Source organism: Bordetella genomosp. 5 (assembly GCF_002261475.1).
Lineage (GTDB): Bacteria > Pseudomonadota > Gammaproteobacteria > Burkholderiales > Burkholderiaceae_B > Bordetella.
On record NZ_NEVN01000011.1, the window covers coordinates 1 to 18254 of the forward strand.

Below are 18254 nucleotides of genomic sequence, written 5' to 3' on the forward strand. Positions count from 1 at the left end.
TCAGCTCTGGCGGCTCGCAGAACGTGAGTTCTGGCGGTAACGCTTCCGGCACGCAAGTGTCGAGCGGCGGGCAGCAGACCGTCAGCTCTGGCGGCTCCGCGACAAGCACGGTTGTTAGCTCGGGCGGCACGCAAACCGTCAGCTCCGGCGGTAACGCCAATTCCACCGTGGTCAGCAGCGGCGGCAACCAAGACGTCAGCGGAAACGCCTCCAACACGCAGGTCTCCAGCGGTGGCCAGCAGAACGTGAGTTCCGGCGGTTCTGCGACCAGCACCACGGTGAGCTCGGGTGGTACGCAAACCGTCAGCTCCGGCGGCAACACCAACTCCACGACCGTCAGCAGCGGCGGTTCGCAGAACGTCAGCGGCAATGCCTCCAACACGCAGGTGTCCAGCGGCGGCCAGCAGAACGTGGGCGATGGTGGCACGGCCAGCAACACGACCGTCAGCTCTGGCGGCTCGCAGAACGTGAGTTCTGGCGGTAACGCTTCCGGCACGCAAGTGTCGAGCGGCGGGCAGCAGACCGTCAGCTCTGGCGGCTCCGCGACAAGCACGGTTGTTAGCTCGGGCGGTACACAAACCGTCAGCTCCGGCGGTAACGCCAATTCCACCGTGGTCAGCAGCGGCGGCAACCAAGACGTCAGCGGTAACGCCTCCAACACGCAGGTCTCCAGCGGTGGCCAGCAGAACGTCAGCAGTGGCGGTACGACTAGCAACACGACGGTCAGTTCGGGAGGTTCGCAGAACGTCAGTTCGGGCGGTAACGCTTCTGGCACGCAAGTGTCGAGCGGCGGGCAACAGAACGTCAGCTCCGGCGGCTCGGCGACGAGTACCACGGTGAGCTCCGGCGGTACCCAAACTGTCAGCTCCGGCGGTAACACCAACTCCACGACCGTCAGCAGCGGCGGTTCGCAGAACGTGAGCTCTGGCGGTAACGCTTCCGGCACGCAGGTGTCGAGCGGCGGGCAGCAGAATGTGAGCACTGGCGGCTCGGCCACCAACACGACGGTCAGTTCTGGCGGCTCGCAGAACGTGAGCTCCGGCGGTTCGGCCACGAGCACCACGGTGAGCTCCGGCGGCACGCAAACGGTCAGCTCCGGCGGTAACGCCAACTCCACGGTTGTCAGCTCCGGCGGCAATCAGGACGTTAGCGGCAATGCCTCCGACACGCAGGTCTCCAACGGTGGCCAGCAGAACGTGAGCAGTGGCGGTACGGCCAGCAACACGACGGTCAGTTCTGGCGGCTCGCAGAACGTCAGTTCGGGCGGTAACGCTTCTGGCACGCAAGTGTCGAGCGGCGGCTCGCAGAACGTCAGCTCTGGCGGTTCGGCCACGAGCACCGTCGTTAGCTCCGGCGGCAACCAAACCGTTAGCTCGGGCGGTAACGCCAACTCCACCGTCGTCAGCAGTGGCGGCAATCAAGACGTCAGCGGCAATGCCTCCGACACGCAGGTCTCCAACGGTGGCCAGCAGAACGTGAGCAGTGGCGGTACGGCCAGCAACACGACGGTCAGTTCTGGTGGCTCGCAGAACGTCAGTTCTGGCGGTTCGGCCACGAGCACGGTCGTCAGCTCCGGCGGCAACCAAACCGTCAGTTCGGGCGGCAATGCCAACTCCACCGTCGTCAGCAGTGGCGGCAATCAAGACGTCAGCGGCGACGCCTCCGACACGCAGGTCTCCAACGGTGGCCAGCAGAACGTGAGCAGTGGCGGCACGGCCAGCAACACGACGGTCAGTTCTGGCGGCTCGCAGAACGTCAGTTCGGGCGGTAACGCTTCTGGCACGCAAGTGTCGAGCGGTGGCTCGCAGAACGTCAGTTCTGGCGGTTCGGCCACGAGCACGGTCGTCAGCTCCGGCGGCAACCAAACCGTCAGTTCGGGCGGCAATGCCAACTCCACGGTCGTGAGCTCTGGCGGCAATCAAGACGTCAGCGGCAATGCGTCCAACACGCAGGTCTCCAATGGTGGCCAGCAGAACGTGAGCAGTGGCGGCACGGCCAGCAACACGACGGTCAGTTCCGGTGGTTCGCAGAACGTGAGTTCGGGCGGTAACGCTTCTGGCACGCAAGTGTCGAGTGGCGGGCGGCAGACCGTCAGCTCTGGCGGTTCGGCCACGAGCACCGTCGTTAGCTCCGGCGGCAACCAAACCGTTAGCTCGGGCGGTAACGCCAACTCCACCGTCGTCAGCAGTGGCGGCAATCAAGACGTCAGCGGCAATGCGTCCAACACGCAGGTCTCCGACGGTGGCCAGCAGAACGTCAGCAGTGGCGGTACGGCCAGCAACACGACGGTCAACTCCGGCGGCTCGCAGAACGTGAGTTCGGGCGGTAACGCTTCCGGCACGCAAGTGTCGAGTGGCGGGCGGCAGACCGTCAGCTCTGGCGGTTCGGCCACGAGCACCGTCGTTAGCTCCGGCGGCACGCAGACCGTTAGCTCGGGCGGTAACGCCAACTCCACCGTCGTCAGCAGTGGCGGCAATCAAGACGTCAGCGGCAATGCGTCCAACACGCAGGTCTCCGACGGTGGCCAGCAGAACGTCAGCAGTGGCGGTACGGCCAGCAACACGACGGTCAGCTCCGGCGGCTCGCAGAACGTGAGTTCGGGCGGTAACGCTTCCGGCACGCAAGTGTCGAGTGGCGGGCGGCAGACCGTCAGCTCTGGCGGTTCGGCCACGAGCACCGTCGTTAGCTCCGGCGGCAACCAAACCGTTAGCTCGGGCGGTAACGCCAACTCCACCGTCGTCAGCAGTGGCGGCAATCAGGACGTCAGTGGCAATGCGTCCAACACGCAGGTCTCCGATGGTGGCCAGCAGAACGTGAGCAGTGGCGGCACGGCCAGCAATACGACCGTCAGCTCCGGTGGTTCGCAGAACGTGAGTTCAGGCGGTAACGCTTCCGGAACGCAGGTGTCCAGCGGCGGGCGGCAGACCGTCAGCTCTGGCGGCTCGGCCACCAGCACCGTCGTTAGCTCCGGCGGCAACCAAACCGTCAGTTCGGGCGGCAATGCCAACTCCACCGTCGTCAGCAGTGGCGGCAATCAAGACGTCAGCGGCAATGCGTCCAACACGCAGGTCTCCGACGGTGGCCAGCAGAACGTCAGCAGTGGCGGTACGGCCAGCAACACGACGGTCAGTTCCGGCGGCTCGCAGAACGTGAGCTCGGGCGGTAACGCTTCCGGCACGCAGGTGTCGGATGGCGGTCAGCAGAGCGTCAGCTCTGGCGGCTCGGCGACGAGCACCACGGTGAGCTCCGGCGGTACACAAACCGTCAGTTCGGGCGGCAATGCCAACTCCACCGTTGTCAGCAGTGGCGGCAATCAAGACGTCAGCGGCAATGCGTCCAACACGCAGGTCTCCGATGGTGGTCAGCAGACCGTGAGCAGTGGCGGCACGGCCAGCAACACGGTGGTCAGCTCCGGCGGCTCGCAGAACGTGAGCTCGGGCGGTAACGCTTCCGGCACGCAAGTGTCGAATGGCGGGCAGCAGACCGTGAGTTCTGGCGGCTCCGCGACGAGCACCGTCGTCAGCTCCGGCGGCACGCAGACCGTCAGCTCCGGCGGCAGCGCGACCTCCACGGTCGTAAGCTCGGGCGGCACCCACAACGTCAGCGACGGTGGCAGCGCTTCGGACACCCACGTCTCGAACGGCGGCCAACAGAACGTCAGCTCTGGTGGTTCGACGACGAGCACGGTGGTGAGCTCGGGAGGCCGCCAGACCGTGGACTCCGGCGCAGCGGCAAGCGGGACCACCGTCACCGACGGCGGGTCGCTCAACGTGTCGTCGGGCGGCACGTTGGCAGGTCACACCCTCATTCAGGACGGGGGCCACCTGTCGGGCACGAACATCACCAATCACGGCAATCTCGAGTTCCATCGCGATGGCACGGATAGCTTTGGCGGTGACATCTCGGGCTCCGGCGGCATCACCAAGACGGGCGGCGGCACGCAGACCCTGACCGGCACGATCGATCAGGCGAAGGGCTTCACCGTCGAAGACGGCACGCTCGACCTCAACGGCGGCCGGTACTCGGCGGACGGCGACCTGGTCACGCTCCGCGGCTCCAGCGGGGTCCGCACGGTGCTGTTCCGTAACGGCGCCAGCGCAAGCACGGGAGGCGCCTACTTTGTGGCGGATGCCACCAAGACGGGCCACATTGTCTTCGATCAGGTCAGCCTCGATGCAACGTCCAAGGTGTTGGTCGAAGCCAAGAACGGCAGCGAGCTCAATGTCGATGTGATCGACTCCACGCTCGCCGGCAACCTGCTCTATCGCGACACCAGCACCGGTCTCATCCGCTTGACGCGCAGCCGTCTCACCGGCGTCATCGATCCCGCCGACATGAGCATCGACCGCAGCAGCACGTGGACGATGACGGGCAACTCTGAACTGCGCGACCTGTTCCTGTCGGGCACGATCGACTTCCAGGCGCCGGCTAGCACCTTCGCGCCCAAGAACCTGACCGTTCGCTCACTCGCCGGCGACGGCGGCACCCTCATCCTCAACCAGGTGCTCTCCGACGGCAGCGTGCAAGGGGATCGCCTGACCGTGGATGGCGGCAAGGTCACCGGCAAGACGTTCCTGGCCATTCGCAACTACGCAGGCCTGGGCGCACAGACGCAGGGCGACGGCCTGCTGGTTGTCGAAGCCAAGAACGGCGCCGATACGACGGCGGGCACCACCCGCGACGGCTTCGCACTCAAAGACCCGGTGTACGCCGGCGCCTATGAGTACCGTCTCAAGGCCCAGGATGCCAAGGGAACCGGTCAGAACTGGTACCTGACGTCCTCGTCCGAGAAGGCTCCGGGCACGCTCATGTATCGCCCGGCCGCGGCCTCGCTGGCGTCCACCCTCGACCTGACCTCGATCATGACGCGCGAAGCCATGCTGCGTGCCACCGATCGTCCCGGGCTGGGGGCTGCACCCTCGCTCGATCAGCCGCGCGGCTGGATGAGCGTGATGCATCGCAGCGTCGACGCCAGCGGGTCAGGTGAGACCGCGCCGCAATACAAGGCTTCCATGAGCGGCATCACTGGCGGTGTCGACATCTGGCGCCATCAGAACCGTGACGGCGGCCTCACGCGTGCCGGCCTCTATGGCGCCCTGCTGTCCGGAGACGGTGACGCGCATGGCAAGGCTGGCGGCATCGACGATGCCCTCACCGCCCGCCTGCGGCAGAACGTATCGGTCGCGGGTGCGCACGTTGAGCACCGCGCGCCGTCGGGCGCCTACGTCAAGGCCGCGGCACAGGCGAGCCTGAACAAGGGCAAGGTCAGTGGTTCCGACTCCGCCACCGTGCGCGGATCGGGCACGGCTGCCAGCGTCGAAGTCGGCAAGACCTTCCTGCTCAGCCCCACGGTGTCGATCGAACCGCAGGCGCAAGTGATCTACCAGAACCAGCAATACAAGTCCGTGGGCCTGGCGGGTGACACCAAGGCGCGACTCAACTCTGACGACAACGTCAGTGCGCGCCTGGGCATGAAGTTCGGCTGGTCGCCCCAAGGTCAGCAAGGCGCCACGCAGGTCACCTTCTCGACAGACCTCTGGCATCGAAACGGCAAGCAGAACGTCGAGTTCAGCAAGCCGGGCGTTACCAACAGCCGGACAGCCGCCGACTTCGGTGGAACGTCCGTCGCAGTCGGCGTGGGCCTCGAAACCCGCATCGACGAAAAGTGGAGCCTGAATGGAGCGGTGGGCTACCAGCGCTCTATCGATGGTGCCAAATCAGAAGGAGTGACGGCGCGGATCGGCATCAAGATCAAGTTCTGAACTCCTGACAAACCCTTTTATTCACTTGACTTAGAAACACCATGAATCGACTCAAATCACTCCATATCGGTGCCCTGGCAGTCGTCCTCGCGGCGATCGGATCGAATGCGGCGGCGGCGCCCTCGTCAACGAAAGAGGCTGCCACGCCCGAGGCGATGTACCAGCCGCAATGTGCAGACCAACCGGTGCTGCAGATGCTTGCCAACACCATCCGGTCGGCCAACTCGCTCGACAACGCGATTCGCATGGGTTTCCACGACGTCAAGTCGGCCGACGGCCAAAACAAGAGCAAGGCGAAGGCCGCGAAACCGGCGCTGACCTGCGAAGCGAGCGTGACGCTGGTGGATGAGCAAACGCTGATGCGCACGGATGCGCTCACGGTGCGCTACACCCTCGTGCCGACCGCCCAGCCGAACACGTACGCGCTGAACTTCCAGCCGGTGCGTAATCGCAAATAGGCGCGTCGAGCGTAACGCCTGGCGCGTGTTGCGGCCTCCCGCGACACGCGCCACCGGCGCGGGCATCGCTATGCCTCGATGTCTCAACCGCAGAGGTGCTGGACCAGCCCCGTCATCAGGCGATCGCAGGCCTCGATCTGGGATATCTCGACGTACTCGTCGGCCTTGTGCGCCACTTCGATGCTGCCCGGGCCGCACACCAGCACGGCGGTCTCGTTCCATTGTTGACGAAACAGGCCCCCCTCGGTGCCGAACGCAACTTTGGTCAGCGTGGTGTCCGGTGGCAGCAGCGAGGCGAGCAACTGCACGGCCGGCGCGTCGTCGGGCGTCGACAGGCCCGGATAGGTATTGACCACCTGCACTTCCGGCAGCGCCGCCTCGGGCGAGGCATTCGCGTCAAGCATGCGGGACTGCGTGCGTTCCAGCACCCGCGCCAGGATCTCCGCGGGTTCGTCCTGAGCGACGTTGCGGATCTCGAAGTCGAGCTCGCATTCGGCGGGCACGATGTTGAGCGCCGTGCCGCCGCGGATCGTGCCCACGTGCACCGTGGAATACGGAATCGCGTAGCCCTCCTCGCGCGCGCCGTGCGCGGCCAGGTCTTGCTGTACATCGCGCAGTGCCGCGACAAAGTCGGCCGCGGTCTGGATGGCGTTCACGAAGTTGGGCGCGAGGCCTGAATGCCCTGCCTGTCCGCAGCACAGTGCGCGATAGGCCGCCTTGCCCTTGTGACCGGTGCCGATCTTCATCAGCGTAGGTTCGCCGACCACGCAGAGCGACGGCGCGGGGTTCAGGCCTTCGAGCGCGCGCAGCAGGTGCCGCACGCCCACGCAGCCGATTTCTTCATCGAACGACAGCGCCAACTGCAGCGGCCGCTTCAACGGCTGCTGCGCGGCGTGCACCATGGCCATCACGGCGCAGGCAACGAAGCCCTTCATGTCGGCCGCGCCACGGCCATAGATCCGCCCATCGCGCTCGGTCGCCTCGAAGGCGGGCGAGGTCCACGGCTGGCCCACGACAGGTACGACGTCGGTGTGGCCGGACAGCATGATGCCCGGCTGATCGCCCGGCCCAACACTGGCGAAGAGATTGCAGCGATTGGGGTCCTGGGGATCCGGCACGAGCCGCGACGCGATGCCGGCGGCCGCCAACACCTCCTGCAAGCGCGCCATGAGACCGGCGTTCGGCGTGAGCGAGACAGACGGAAAGGCGATCAACTCGCGCAGCAGGTCCAGGCTGGTCGAAGGAATGGGTTGCGACATGAAGGTCTCTTCAAGAAAGACGGCGAGCGCGGCGGCGGAAGGCGGGTTGGCGTAAGCAGGTGGGCTGCAGTGTAATGCCGCCAGCGCATGCACATGCGACGTCTTCCGCATGATCGAGGCGCCCGGACCGTCGCCACACAGCAAGCGGTGCCCTACTCCACCCGCAGCAGGTTGGGCGACGCGCCCGGGACCGGCTTGGCGTGGATCTTGGGCGCGCGATAAACGAGATTGCGTAACGCGGCTTCGGTCTTCGTCATGCCGTAGGCCTTGAGCCCCGTGGCCTGGCGAAACGACTTCAAGCTCGCCGGGAGGCGCTCGACGGTCAACGAGTCCAGCGAACACATCAGGTCATTCGCGAGGACCTGGCATGTGTCTTCCGCGAGTTTGGGTTGATCGGCCGGCAGCACAAACCCGTCGGTCAGCACCACGTCGCCTTCGGCCAGGGTGATCTCCGCGACGGGCGAGAACGTGAGTTCCGCATCGATGGCGGGGATCTCGATGACCTCGGCCGCGCCGCCCTTGACGGCGCTGCGCGCGCTCATGCCCCAGCGAAACTCGCGCGCTTCTTCCGTGCATCCGTCGCCCACCCGGAGCACCAGCGGGCAACCGGTCCCCATCCCGTCATCGCGCTTCATGGCCTGAGACCAGTGGCCTGTCTTGCGGTAATCCTTCATGTCGAACTCATTGAGGACGGCAACGCCGGCCTTATCCAGGGAGAGGCTGGCCGGCTTGTCATGAGGCGCGGGCTCTCGCATCCCTGGCTGGATGTACGTGATGCGCGCGAGCCGATATCGGCCCGGCTGCACAGCGATCATTTGGTATGTAATGGCGCCGTCGGTCATCTGGAACAGCGGGCCGGTATCCCAGGCTTCGCGTTTGTGCTTGCCGTAGCCGACCGAGATGGCATTGTGCTCGTTCACGTGATGAAGCCAGCGCATCTTCATGCTGCGCTGGCGCACAAAGTCCGCGCGCACGGAAGGATCATCGAAGTTGCGTGGCCCTTGCGCATCAAGATTGATGGTGGGGATCACGAGCAACGCCATGCCCATCTCGCGGGTATCGCCCAGAAACTCGTCGGCCCAGGCCCTTTGGCGCTCCGTACCTTCATCCCATAGCTCGGCGCGTGACTTGTTTTGTTCAGCTTCGGCTGGCGCCTCGGTCTGGGCATGCACGGCGCCATGGACGCAAAGGCTGATCAGGCAAGCGCGCATCAGCGCGGAGGTAAGCGGCATCGTTCGTTCCTTGTGGACTGGCAGAGGGACGGGCGTGTCGCCCCGGAGGCTGCGCGCGTCGGGTCTCGCAAGACCGGGGCGCCTGGGCTGCGGCCGGGACAGCCGACATCTTATCGTCATCTGCTGTCCTGCCTCGCCCACGCCCCACCCGATACGAACCGGCGCGCCATGCTGCACAGCTTGTCCGCTTTGGTAAAAAACGCTCACGACCTTGTGATTGCGGCGCGTCGAGCCGCGGATACACTACGGCCACTTTTTTCAGCCTGTAGCCAAAGAGGGCGCGAGCCGTGCAAAAAGCCGTGATCAGGGTCGGCGACAAGACAAGCCATGGCGGCACGGTCGTGACCGGCGACCCGACGCTCAACGTTTTTGGCCAGCTGGCCGCGCGCAAGGGCGACATGACGTCGTGCCCCAAATGCAAAGGCTCTTACCCCATCGTCGAGGGCACGCAGTCCACGGGCAGCGCGCAATGGCTCGCGCTCGAGGGCATGCGCACCGCCTGCGGCGCCACCCTCATCGCGAGCCAGCACTTCTGGACCGAGGCGCCCTCCGCGGGCGCGGGCGGCGGCGCGTCGAACGCGGGGCCGGGTACCGAGTACCAAGCCGGCGAAGACGAGACCGCCCCCTACCGCGGGCGCTTTCAGGTGATCGACGACAGCAGCCGCGAGCCGGTGGCTGGCCGCGCGTATCGAATCAGCTCAATGAACGGCGCCACGGTCGAGGGCGAGACAGATGCCAACGGCCATACGAGCTGGGTGACGGGCGACTCGCCGGACATGCTCTCGCTGACATTGCTGCCCCCGCCGAAGGAAGATGAAGCATGAGTGACGGCGCACCCAACGCCAGTGGCGGGACCTCGGGCGGACCCGGCACGACCACGCCCGCGGGCACCGGACTGAGCCAGCTATCGCCCACCGATCAATCGGTGCTGTGCAGTGCCATTTGCAAATGTCAGGCCGCGCCGGGTATCGGCAAGGATGGCCGCAGTCTCAATCAGGTCTGCTGCTCGGGCCGGCTCAAGCTGCTCGACGAGACGCTGTATGGCACGAGCCCGTACAAGCCCGAGGTGAACTACGACATGTCGCAGGAGCCGCCCGAGCCCATCATGGACGCCACCGATCCCTCGCGTGCGCACAACTGGCTGCCCGGCTGGATCCGCAAGTATTGGGACGACCCCGAGAAAGAGCGGCCGCCCTTCAAGCCCAACCGCGGCATGATCCGGCGTCCGGACGTGGTGATCGTGAACGATCCGAAGGCGCCACCCACGCAGGACAACATCCGCATGGTGGTGGAGATCAAGTTTCCGAACGACACGCCCGGCGAAGGCCAGATGGCCGCGTACACCCGTATTGCCGGCAACCCCGAAAAAGTGGTGCTGCTCGAGTCATCGGAGTGCGACTGCGGCGAAGTCGAACGGCGCGAAGCGGAGGCCGCGGAAAAGACCAAGTATGCTGCGCCTATCGCCGAAGCCCTCTATGAAATGCTGAGGATGTACACGCGTGGCCGAGTTCCGCCGCTGCCCGGACGCCGCGGCCCCAGCCCTGCCCCGGTGCCTGCCACCCCTTGAGCCCGACGCCATGACCGAATTCGATCCCAACATGAGTCCCGAAGCCTATGCCGCCGCGCTGCGCGAGAACGCGCAGGCGCAGCAGTTTCCGGGCGCGATGCTGATGTCCAAGGGCCCGCGCGATTACGTCGGCGCCGTCATCGCCATCACGGGCACGCTGTTCTTCAGTGGTGGCCATACCAAGGAGCGCCGCGAGGCCATCGCGCAGTGTTTCGACGCGTACCTGAAGCTCGCGACCGATAAGCTCACCTGGCTGTGGCGCAGCGAGCCGCCTTCGGGCCCGCCGTGCATGCCCTATGCCAAGGCCCCGGCGGTGCGCGATCTGCTCAAGGCGCTCGATAGCGACGAGGCCATCGATCTGCACTACAGCAGCGGCGTGAAGCGTCCCGACGCAGGCCCGTATTCGTTTTACGTGAACGCCGCGCCCGACTGGATGGCCAAGAAGGGCCTGCAGCTCGACGTGATGCGTTTCTCGCTGCCGCTCGCGGACGTGATCGAGCATCCCAAGGCATTCCAGGCGCTGTTCGTCATGTGCGCCGACCGGCTCGACGCCCATCACGGTCAGGGCGGCTTCGGCTTCGTGCTGTCGCCGTCCGAGTGGAATAGCGATCAGCCGACCGAGGCCTTCGTGTCGGAGCAGGCGCGCGGCGTGGACGTCGGCTCGCCCGCGTTCTCGGCGGCGCGCCTCAAGCCCAATCGCTTCAAGACCGTGTCGTGGCTCACCGCGATCAATCTCGACATGCTGACCGAAGCGGGCGGACTGACCGCGCTGCGCTCGGAACTCCCGCCCGACTGGTATGCGTTTTACGACTACGGCACCGGCATCGTGATCCAGGCGGGCAACGAACCCGACATCGCCGCCGTGGCGCTGGACGGGCAACCGCCGCAGTACGTGCTGACCAACGCGGCGCTGAAGGCCGTGCGCAGCGAAGACTTCTGGCTGCATCTGGCGGCCAGCGCGGCGGGCGAACCGCGCCTCACCGGTCTGAAGGGCGAAGCGTGGATTCAGCGCTTCGATGTGCCTGACGATGCCTTGCTCGACGTGAAGGCGCGCCTGCTGGATACGCCCAAGCTCGACGCGGCGCACCGGCTCGACAAGGCGCTGTAGACACGCGCGGCCCGGTCGGGCCAGGCCAAGCCAAGCCAGGCCAGGCCCGCACCGCGCTCAACGCAGCAGGTCGAACTCCAGCTTCACGAACTTGGTGGGAAACTCCAGCCGCGCGAAGTAGATCAGCCGCGACGCGTCGCAGGCATAGCGGCGCACTTCCGCAACGCTGTCACCGACGGTCATGTTGAGGGCCCGCGCCGACGCGATACCCGCGCCGGCAATCGTGATCTTCTGCCGCGCCGCGTGCAGGGCGAGATCCGGAATCCGCGCGATCACCGAGGCGGCCGCCGACTTCAGAAATGCCGATCGGTGAGCCTTGAACAAATCCTCGGCCACGAACACGTCGCTATAGCAGACCGGCACGCCGTCCTTCACATGCAGGCGGCACATATGACGGTATGCGCGAGCGAAGGCGCCGTCGTAGTGCATGCCCAGCTCGGGCAGCTCGGCCAGGGCATCGGCGCGTTCGAAGATGCTCTCGGTGCCCAGCACATCGCTGAGCGCCACCGTCTCGTCCCAGTTGGACGGGATCTGCAGCTCGGCCACGGTGGGAATCTTGGCCTGCACGAAGGTGCCGATGCCGCGCCCGCGCCGGATGTAGCCTTCGTCTTCGAGGATGCCGATCGCGTTGCGGATGGTCATGCGCGCCACGCGATACTGCGCCATCAGCTCCTCCAGCGAGGGGATCTGCGCGCCCGGCGCCCATTTTCCTTGTGCGATATTGCTGCGGAACTCGGCCACCAGCTGCAGATAGATGGGCTGCTTGCTGCGTGACAGCACCTCGGAGGCGTGGGCCTTGGGCAGGGCCGGGGATTTCGGGCGATTGGGCATGTGCGGGATTCTACGGCCTGGCGCGCGCCGCCTCGTCGAGCAGGGCCTGCGCTTTCTCTCGCAAGGCGTGCTTTTGCACCTTGTTGGAATTGGCACTCTGCACCATCGGGAACTGCGCCACCAGAACGACCCGCTCCGGCACCTTGAATTTGGCCATCGCGGCACGGCAGGTCTGGATGATCTCCGCTTCGTGCAGCGTCGCATCGGGCTGCGGGATGACGAAGGCCACCGGCACCATCTTGCCCCCGAGCTGCGCGCCCACGACCTGCACCGCCTGCACGCCCGCGATCGATCGGATGAACGCCTCGATCTCCATCGGATTGACCAGGAACCCCGCCAGGCGCAGGTGCTCGCCATCGCGCCCCTGGAAGATGAATGCGTGCTCCGACAAGGTGAAACCGAGGTCACCGGTACGGAAATAGCCGTCCGCCCGTATCGCCTTGCGGGTGGCGTCGGGGTCGTCCAGATACTCGCTCATGAGACTGGGCGCCTTGATCTCGATTTGCCCGATGGCGCCGTGCGGCAGCACCGCCCCCGAGTCCGGGTCGACCGCACGCACGCGGGCGTCGCCTGCGGCCAGCGTGCCCCCCGCGACCCGGCGATACTGCCAGTCCGCGTCCAGCCGCTGGCCGGCCACCAGCGCCTGGAGCTCGCTCGAGCCATACAGCCCGGCAATCGGAATCCCCGCCTGCAGCGCGCGCTCGGGCAGATCGTCCATCGAAGGCGAGAAGCTGGCGTAGCCCACATAGCGCAGCGACGGAAACGGGCGCTGCTCGGCGGGCGCGGCTTGCAGCAGCAGGCCGATGAGCTCGTTGTTGGCGAAGGTGTGCGTGACGCCATACTCGCGGATCTGCCGAACGGTTGTGTCCGCATCGAACACTGCCAGCGACACCAGCGTGGCGCCCGGCACCAGACCGGCCAGCATGGTGGAGAACCCGAACGCGCCGCACAGAGGGGCAGCCAGCAGCACCACGCTGTCGGCCGAGGTGCCATAGGCCTCGGCCGCAATCCTGCCGTGCTGCGTGAGCCCGCGCTGCCGATGCAGCACCAGCTTGGGTGCCGAGGTGGTGCCCGACGTCGTGTACACCAGTGCTCCGTCGTCGCCCTGGCCAGGATCCGGGATCGCCGCGCCGCCCGGCACCACATCCTCGTTGCACAGCGCCGTCAGGCACAGGCCAGGCCACTCGGCGCGCAGCGGCTCCAGATCCGGCGCCTGGCCCGCCACGAACACGCCGGACAGGCGGGAGATTGCCGCGGGGTCTACGCGCTTCAGGATGTCGACGAAGGGCAGGCCCTTGAACGCCGGCCAGAACGCGAGCCACCGGCATTGCCCGCGCGTGAGCAATTGGCCGACCTCATGCTCCTTGAAGCGTGTGTTGACGGCCACCACGATGATGCCCAGCCGGGCGCAAGCGAGGAACGTCACCAGCCAGGCAAGGCAGTTGGGCATCCACAGCGCCAGGCGATCGCCGCGCACCGCGCCTTGCGAGGCCATCAAGGCAGCCACGCGGTCGACCTCGCGCCGCAAGCCGGCGTAATCGATCGTTTGCTCGGGATCGCGGAAGGCGATACGCCCGGGCGCCGACTCGGCATGACGTGAAAGCAGCGAGTAGAAGTCCACGCGTATCTCCTCAGATCGTGGCCACCGGCGTGACGGGCGAGCCGACCGCACCCGGCAGACGCAGCGGTGGCGCGGTCAGCAGGAAGCGGTGCCGCCCGTCTGCATGGAGCGCCTGCGCCAGGTCCTTCAGGTACCAGAGTTCGGCTAGCGGCAATCCGAGCTTGAAGAGGCAATGGTGGTGCAGCGGCAGAAGGGATTTCTTGCCCGGACGTTCGCGCGCGGGATAGGCCTCGACGGCGTAGTTGTCGGCGCAGATGGCGGCGATACCGCTCTCGGTGATCCAGTTCAGCAGTTTCTCGTCGGCGCCGTCCAGGACGCAGCACGCCTGATGCAGCCGCTCGGCGTCGGGTTGCCCGCCCATCTCGGTAATGAGCTCGGCGAAGCCCGTGCGCAGCACGAGCATGTCGCCACGCTCGATGGTGATGCCCTCCTGTGTCAGGATATGTGCCAGCTCGGCATAGCCGATCAGCTTGCGCTCGCGGCCGTAGTAACGCGTGAAGTCGACCAGCACGCCGCGGCCCTGCATGCCGTTCACCGCGAAGTTCTCGATGCCCAGCTTGAGCGCGCCCATGGCGTGCCCGCCGCCGCAGCAGTCCTCGTGCTCGGCGCCCTGCCCGGCATCCAGAATGTCCGTACCCGCCGCAAAGCCGTTGTAGTAGACCTTGCGCGGCTCGCCTGCGCCATCCACATCGAACATCGCGCCCACATGCGCCAGCGCATCCCATTGAGTGGAATACTGCAGCGACATCACCACCTGGTCGTCGCTCAGGATATCGATCGACGACGGATCCAGCTGCTCCATCGGGAAGTTCATATACGGCACCCCGTCTCGCTCGGTGCCGGACAGGCGCGGCGGCTTGCGGCGCGGATTCAGCGCCATGCCGCCGGGCAGGTCCAGCGGCAGCGAGAGGCAGAATGCACGCCCCTGCTTCACCTCCTGCACACCCTTGAGCACCTGCTCGGGCCCCAGCAGATTGATGCGGCCGAGCTGATCGTTCTCACCGAAATCGCCCCAGGTCGACCCTTCGGGCCGCTTCGTCCAACGTTTCATCGCGTGTCTCTCTGTCTCGTGTTTTGCGGGGATAGCGGGACTACGCGGCCCCGATGGAAAGACCGCCGCACACATAGTGCGTCTGCCCGGTCACGAAGCCGCAGCGCGGGTCCATGAAATAGGCGGCCGCGTGCGCCACCTCGTCGGGCCGGCCCACTCTGCGCAAGGGAATGCCGGCAAGCAGGGTCTGGGTGTGGACGTCCGAGGGATCGTTCACGCCCGCGAAAAACTCGGTCTGAATCGGGCCCGGCGCGATCGCATTGACGGTGATGCCGTGCTCGGCCAGCTCCAGCGCCCACGTCCGCGTCATGCCGATCAGCCCTGCCTTGGTCATGCTGTAGACCGAGCGGCCACGCTTGCCCAGCGCCGCGCGCGAGGCGATGTTGATCACGCGCCCTGCCCGCGCCGCCCGCATTCCCGGCGCCAGGGCCTGGGTGAAGCGGATGGCGGTCTCCACGTTGAGCTGCACGGCCTCGTGCAGGTCGGCAAGGCTGATGTCTTCGAGATTGGCGATCGGGACGATGCCGACGTTGTTGACCAGCCCATAGAACGGCTGGTCGCTCAACGCGCTCAGCGCACGCTCGATCGCGCTGTTGTCGGCCAGGTCGGCCGTAATGAATTCGATCCCGGGCGGCAGATCGTCGGGCCGCGTGCGGGCCACGCCCACCACGGCATAGCCATCGCCCGACAGGCGTTCGCAGATGGCGCGGCCGATGCCTTTGCTGGCGCCGGTGACCAGTACCCGTCGTTGCTCTTTCATCGTGTCTCCTCGGCCTTTTCTACGGGAAGGCCATGACGGCGAGCGTAAGCCGCGCGCCGCGCCGCGACCATTAGTACAAACATCTATATATATGAACTATTGCCCGTGACACAGTGGCTCCGACCGGAAAAGGTCCGCGTCGGGCCGGCTTTGCATCGCAACGCCGGCCCCGGCGATGAAAAACCTAGGAGACAAACTCATGAAACTGGCATCCGTATGGCGCCTGGCCGCGTTGTTGAGCGCCGCCCATGTCCTGACCCCGGCAGTGGCCGCCGACTACCCGCAGCATCCGATCTCGCTGGTGGTAGGCTACGGCGCGGGCGGCGGCACCGACGTCTGCAACCGCACGCTCGCCATGGACGTGGCCAAGCACGTCGGCCAGCCTCTCGTAATCGAGAATCGACCCGGCGCGGGATCCTCGCTCTCGGTGAGCTACATCATTCGGCAGCGCCCCGACGGCTACAGCATCGCCTCGCTCTCGACGGGCGGACTGTTGAATCAGGTCCTGACGCCCAGCCTCAAGTACGACGTGACCACGGATCTCACGCCCATTGCCCTGGTGGCGCAGTATCAGGTCGGTCTGCTGGTGCGCGCCGACTCGCCGCACAAGTCCTTCGCGGATCTGGTGGCCGCGTCCAAGCGCAAGCGTGGTCTGAGCTACAGCACGGCCGGTATCGGCACGCCGCAGCACCTCACCTCGGAGCGGCTGGCGCAGGAGATCGGCACGCAATGGACGCACGTACCTTACAAGAGCGGTCCGGAGGCCATCACGGCGCTGATGCGGGGCGACGTGGAATTCATGGCGCAGACGGCCGAGTGGGTGCCCTATGTGCGCGACGGCCGCCTGAGACTGCTGGCGGTTTATACCGAAGAACGCATGAAGGGATTCGACGCGCCCACGCTCAAGGAGCTCGGCCATGATCTGGTCGCACCCAGCATTCTCGGCATTGCCGGGCCCAAGAATATGGAGCCGGCCGTCGTCACCCAGCTGCAGAATGCGTTCAGGCTCGCCACGCAGACGCCGGCGTTCGAGAACTGTGCGGATCAGTTCGGCCTGAAGGTGGACTACCGCGACGCCAAGGCGTTCGGCGCCTACCTCGACGACACGCTCACCACGTGGCGGCCTTTGCTCGAGAAATTTGCCGTGAAGGAGTAAGCCGCGCGGCAAGGTGCGCGGCAGTCGGGAGTCACGCCCCGGGGCACATGCCGTTATTCGGCGGATTGACCCCGCGGGCGCGCTCCTACACTGGGTTTTTCTGGCGGTGCAGACCGCCTCGAGTGCCCGAGAATCGCATGCAGTCCTTGCCGCAACAGCCGCCCACCGACACGCCCCGCGCTCGCACCGACGCCGGCGCGCTGACCAGCATGATGATCCTGGCGATCGTCAGCCTGTTGCTGATTCAGCCCTTCTTCGGCCTGGCCTTCGGGCTCCAGACCGCCCGGGCGCTGATCGCGATCACGCCGGATGCCGCGACGTTGAGCAGTGTCGCGATGGCGCTCGCAGTACTCGCCGCCGGACTGAGCGTCGGGGCTGGTGTGATGATGATCGTGTGGCGCAAGCCCGTCACGCCCCGCGTGATCCTGGCCGCGGCCTGGCTGGGCGGGCCGCTTCTGACGGCGACGCTGCAACTGTTCCTGCTGGGGCACCTGGGCCAACCCTGGACCGGCATTTTCGAGGGCGACATGGCATCGGCAAGCGTGCACATGCTGGTTCAGGCCGTCGTGATCACGCTGTATGTCGTGTACTCGCGCGACATGCGGGCCAGGTTCTGTATGCCGCAAGCGGCATCACGCGCGCCGGGCGAGCAGGCGGGCGAGCCGCCGATCCGATCGACGGCCACCCCCGCGACACTCGACGATCAATAGTAGATATCGACGTAGTCGGTCAGACGATCGCATTCGGTCATCTGCTGCAGGCGCCAGTACTTGCGCTTGCCGGCGGCACGGAACTCATAGTCGCCGGTGCGCTCGCAGCGACGACCCTTGTCAGGCACGTCCACGATCAGGATCGTGCCGCGGAAGGTGAAGCGGTCCGCCGAGATCGACAGCACTTCGCCCTTGAGCTTGAGCGAGCCCTTGTCGGTGGCATAGCCGCCATCCAGACGGACCACGCCATTGTCATCCACCGCGTTGAGCTTGCCGCGCGCATCCGTCCAGAACCATTGCAGGCCGATGCCGCTGTTGTTCAGCAGGCGCTCGTAGGCCGCGTCGTCCTTGACCACCGTGCGCTGGCCCGACTGACCGGCGGGCGCCTGGGTTCGCGGTTGGGCCTGGGGTTGGGCTGGGGGCTGGCCTTGTGCAGGGGCCTGGCCCGAGCTCTGCGTCGGGGCACGCGAGGGCAGCCGATCGGGACTCGGCGCGCTGGCCGGCGCCGCGGTACCCGCGCCGCCACGCGGCGGCAGATCGGCCTGGGCCGAGACCGTGCCCGTCGCCGTCAGGGCAATGCCGAGGGCCAGCGCCTGAAGGCCGGCCGTCCACGTCTTTCCGGGTCGAGCTAACGCGCGATGTGGATTCTTTTGCATGATGAGTAAAAAAGAGAGGAGAAAAGGCACCGCCATCGGAGCTCACTGAGGCAGTCCGCCATGCCGGCGCCATGACCGGGCGC

General features: G+C 66.3%; 14 protein-coding genes. 7 read left to right on the forward strand and 7 right to left on the reverse strand.

Features of this window, described 5'->3' with window-relative positions; genetic code table 11:
* Together CEK29_RS19600 and CEK29_RS19605 are read left to right on the forward strand one after the other, a co-directional pair.
* Window positions 1-5762, forward strand: a 5762-nt coding sequence (locus CEK29_RS19600) for an AIDA repeat-containing protein (protein WP_094859078.1), incomplete at its 5' end; no start/stop codon positions are given.
* A gap of 41 nt (window positions 5763-5803) precedes the next feature.
* Window positions 5804-6220, forward strand: coding sequence for a hypothetical protein (locus CEK29_RS19605; RefSeq protein WP_141218363.1), 417 nt, complete (start codon window positions 5804-5806; stop codon window positions 6218-6220).
* Between the two features lie 83 nt (window positions 6221-6303).
* Here CEK29_RS19605 and argE read toward each other — a convergent pair whose 3' ends face one another.
* Both argE and CEK29_RS19615 read right to left on the reverse strand, forming a co-directional pair.
* A complete protein-coding gene (gene argE, locus CEK29_RS19610; protein ID WP_094859186.1) occupies window positions 6304-7479 on the reverse strand; it encodes an acetylornithine deacetylase in 1176 nt (391 codons plus the stop codon).
* Window positions 7480-7631: 152 nt separating this feature from the next.
* Window positions 7632-8711 (reverse strand): hypothetical protein, encoded by a 1080-nt coding sequence (locus tag CEK29_RS19615; RefSeq protein WP_094859080.1) that lies wholly within the window; start codon window positions 8709-8711, stop codon window positions 7632-7634.
* Window positions 8712-8998: 287 nt separating this feature from the next.
* Between CEK29_RS19615 and CEK29_RS19620 the strand changes: the two genes are divergently transcribed.
* Genes CEK29_RS19620 through CEK29_RS19630 form a run of 3 tightly spaced genes read left to right on the forward strand, consistent with a single transcriptional unit; the run spans window position 8999 to window position 11386 of the window.
* Window positions 8999-9535 (forward strand): PAAR domain-containing protein, encoded by a 537-nt coding sequence (locus CEK29_RS19620; RefSeq protein ID WP_094859081.1) that lies wholly within the window; start codon window positions 8999-9001, stop codon window positions 9533-9535.
* Window positions 9532-10278 (forward strand): VRR-NUC domain-containing protein, encoded by a 747-nt coding sequence (locus CEK29_RS19625; RefSeq protein WP_094803955.1) that lies wholly within the window; start codon window positions 9532-9534, stop codon window positions 10276-10278. The genes CEK29_RS19620 and CEK29_RS19625 overlap by 4 nt, the downstream gene beginning before the upstream one ends.
* 10 nt (window positions 10279-10288) lie before the next feature.
* The gene (locus CEK29_RS19630; RefSeq protein WP_094859082.1) at window positions 10289-11386 is read left to right on the forward strand and encodes a type VI immunity family protein; all 1098 of its coding nucleotides are present in this window, start codon (window positions 10289-10291) and stop codon (window positions 11384-11386) included.
* A 57-nt stretch (window positions 11387-11443) separates the two neighbouring features.
* Here CEK29_RS19630 and CEK29_RS19635 read toward each other — a convergent pair whose 3' ends face one another.
* Genes CEK29_RS19635 through CEK29_RS19650 form a run of 4 tightly spaced genes read right to left on the reverse strand, consistent with a single transcriptional unit; the run spans window position 11444 to window position 15649 of the window.
* Entirely contained in the window at window positions 11444-12217 is a 774-nt protein-coding gene (locus CEK29_RS19635; protein WP_094803959.1) for a GntR family transcriptional regulator, read from the reverse strand.
* Between the two features lie 10 nt (window positions 12218-12227).
* A complete protein-coding gene (locus CEK29_RS19640) occupies window positions 12228-13838 on the reverse strand; it encodes an AMP-binding protein (protein ID WP_094859083.1) in 1611 nt (536 codons plus the stop codon).
* A 10-nt stretch (window positions 13839-13848) separates the two neighbouring features.
* Window positions 13849-14889 (reverse strand): cyclase family protein, encoded by a 1041-nt coding sequence (locus CEK29_RS19645; protein ID WP_094859084.1) that lies wholly within the window; start codon window positions 14887-14889, stop codon window positions 13849-13851.
* 40 nt (window positions 14890-14929) lie between these two features.
* The gene (locus CEK29_RS19650; RefSeq protein ID WP_094803964.1) at window positions 14930-15649 is read right to left on the reverse strand and encodes an SDR family oxidoreductase; all 720 of its coding nucleotides are present in this window, start codon (window positions 15647-15649) and stop codon (window positions 14930-14932) included.
* A 199-nt stretch (window positions 15650-15848) separates the two neighbouring features.
* Between CEK29_RS19650 and CEK29_RS19655 the strand changes: the two genes are divergently transcribed.
* Together CEK29_RS19655 and CEK29_RS19660 are read left to right on the forward strand one after the other, a co-directional pair.
* Window positions 15849-16805 (forward strand): Bug family tripartite tricarboxylate transporter substrate binding protein, encoded by a 957-nt coding sequence (locus CEK29_RS19655; protein WP_094859085.1) that lies wholly within the window; start codon window positions 15849-15851, stop codon window positions 16803-16805.
* Between the two features lie 137 nt (window positions 16806-16942).
* Window positions 16943-17515 (forward strand): hypothetical protein, encoded by a 573-nt coding sequence (locus CEK29_RS19660; protein WP_094859086.1) that lies wholly within the window; start codon window positions 16943-16945, stop codon window positions 17513-17515.
* Here the strand turns inward: CEK29_RS19660 and CEK29_RS19665 are convergent.
* The gene (locus CEK29_RS19665) at window positions 17509-18171 is read right to left on the reverse strand and encodes a hypothetical protein (RefSeq protein WP_094859187.1); all 663 of its coding nucleotides are present in this window, start codon (window positions 18169-18171) and stop codon (window positions 17509-17511) included. The genes CEK29_RS19660 and CEK29_RS19665 overlap by 7 nt on opposite strands.
* Between the last annotated feature and the right edge of the window lie 83 nt (window positions 18172-18254).

Coding starts and splice junctions, on each gene's coding strand:
- CEK29_RS19605 (WP_141218363.1), top strand. CDS start 5,804: ATGAATCGACTCAAATCACTCCATATCGGTGCCCTGGCAGTCGTCCTC.
- argE (WP_094859186.1), bottom strand. CDS start 7,479: ATGTCGCAACCCATTCCTTCGACCAGCCTGGACCTGCTGCGCGAGTTG.
- CEK29_RS19615 (WP_094859080.1), bottom strand. CDS start 8,711: ATGCCGCTTACCTCCGCGCTGATGCGCGCTTGCCTGATCAGCCTTTGC.
- CEK29_RS19625 (WP_094803955.1), top strand. CDS start 9,532: ATGAGTGACGGCGCACCCAACGCCAGTGGCGGGACCTCGGGCGGACCC.
- CEK29_RS19630 (WP_094859082.1), top strand. CDS start 10,289: ATGACCGAATTCGATCCCAACATGAGTCCCGAAGCCTATGCCGCCGCG.
- CEK29_RS19635 (WP_094803959.1), bottom strand. CDS start 12,217: ATGCCCAATCGCCCGAAATCCCCGGCCCTGCCCAAGGCCCACGCCTCC.
- CEK29_RS19645 (WP_094859084.1), bottom strand. CDS start 14,889: ATGAAACGTTGGACGAAGCGGCCCGAAGGGTCGACCTGGGGCGATTTC.
- CEK29_RS19650 (WP_094803964.1), bottom strand. CDS start 15,649: ATGAAAGAGCAACGACGGGTACTGGTCACCGGCGCCAGCAAAGGCATC.
- CEK29_RS19655 (WP_094859085.1), top strand. CDS start 15,849: ATGAAACTGGCATCCGTATGGCGCCTGGCCGCGTTGTTGAGCGCCGCC.
- CEK29_RS19660 (WP_094859086.1), top strand. CDS start 16,943: ATGCAGTCCTTGCCGCAACAGCCGCCCACCGACACGCCCCGCGCTCGC.
- CEK29_RS19665 (WP_094859187.1), bottom strand. CDS start 18,171: ATGCAAAAGAATCCACATCGCGCGTTAGCTCGACCCGGAAAGACGTGG.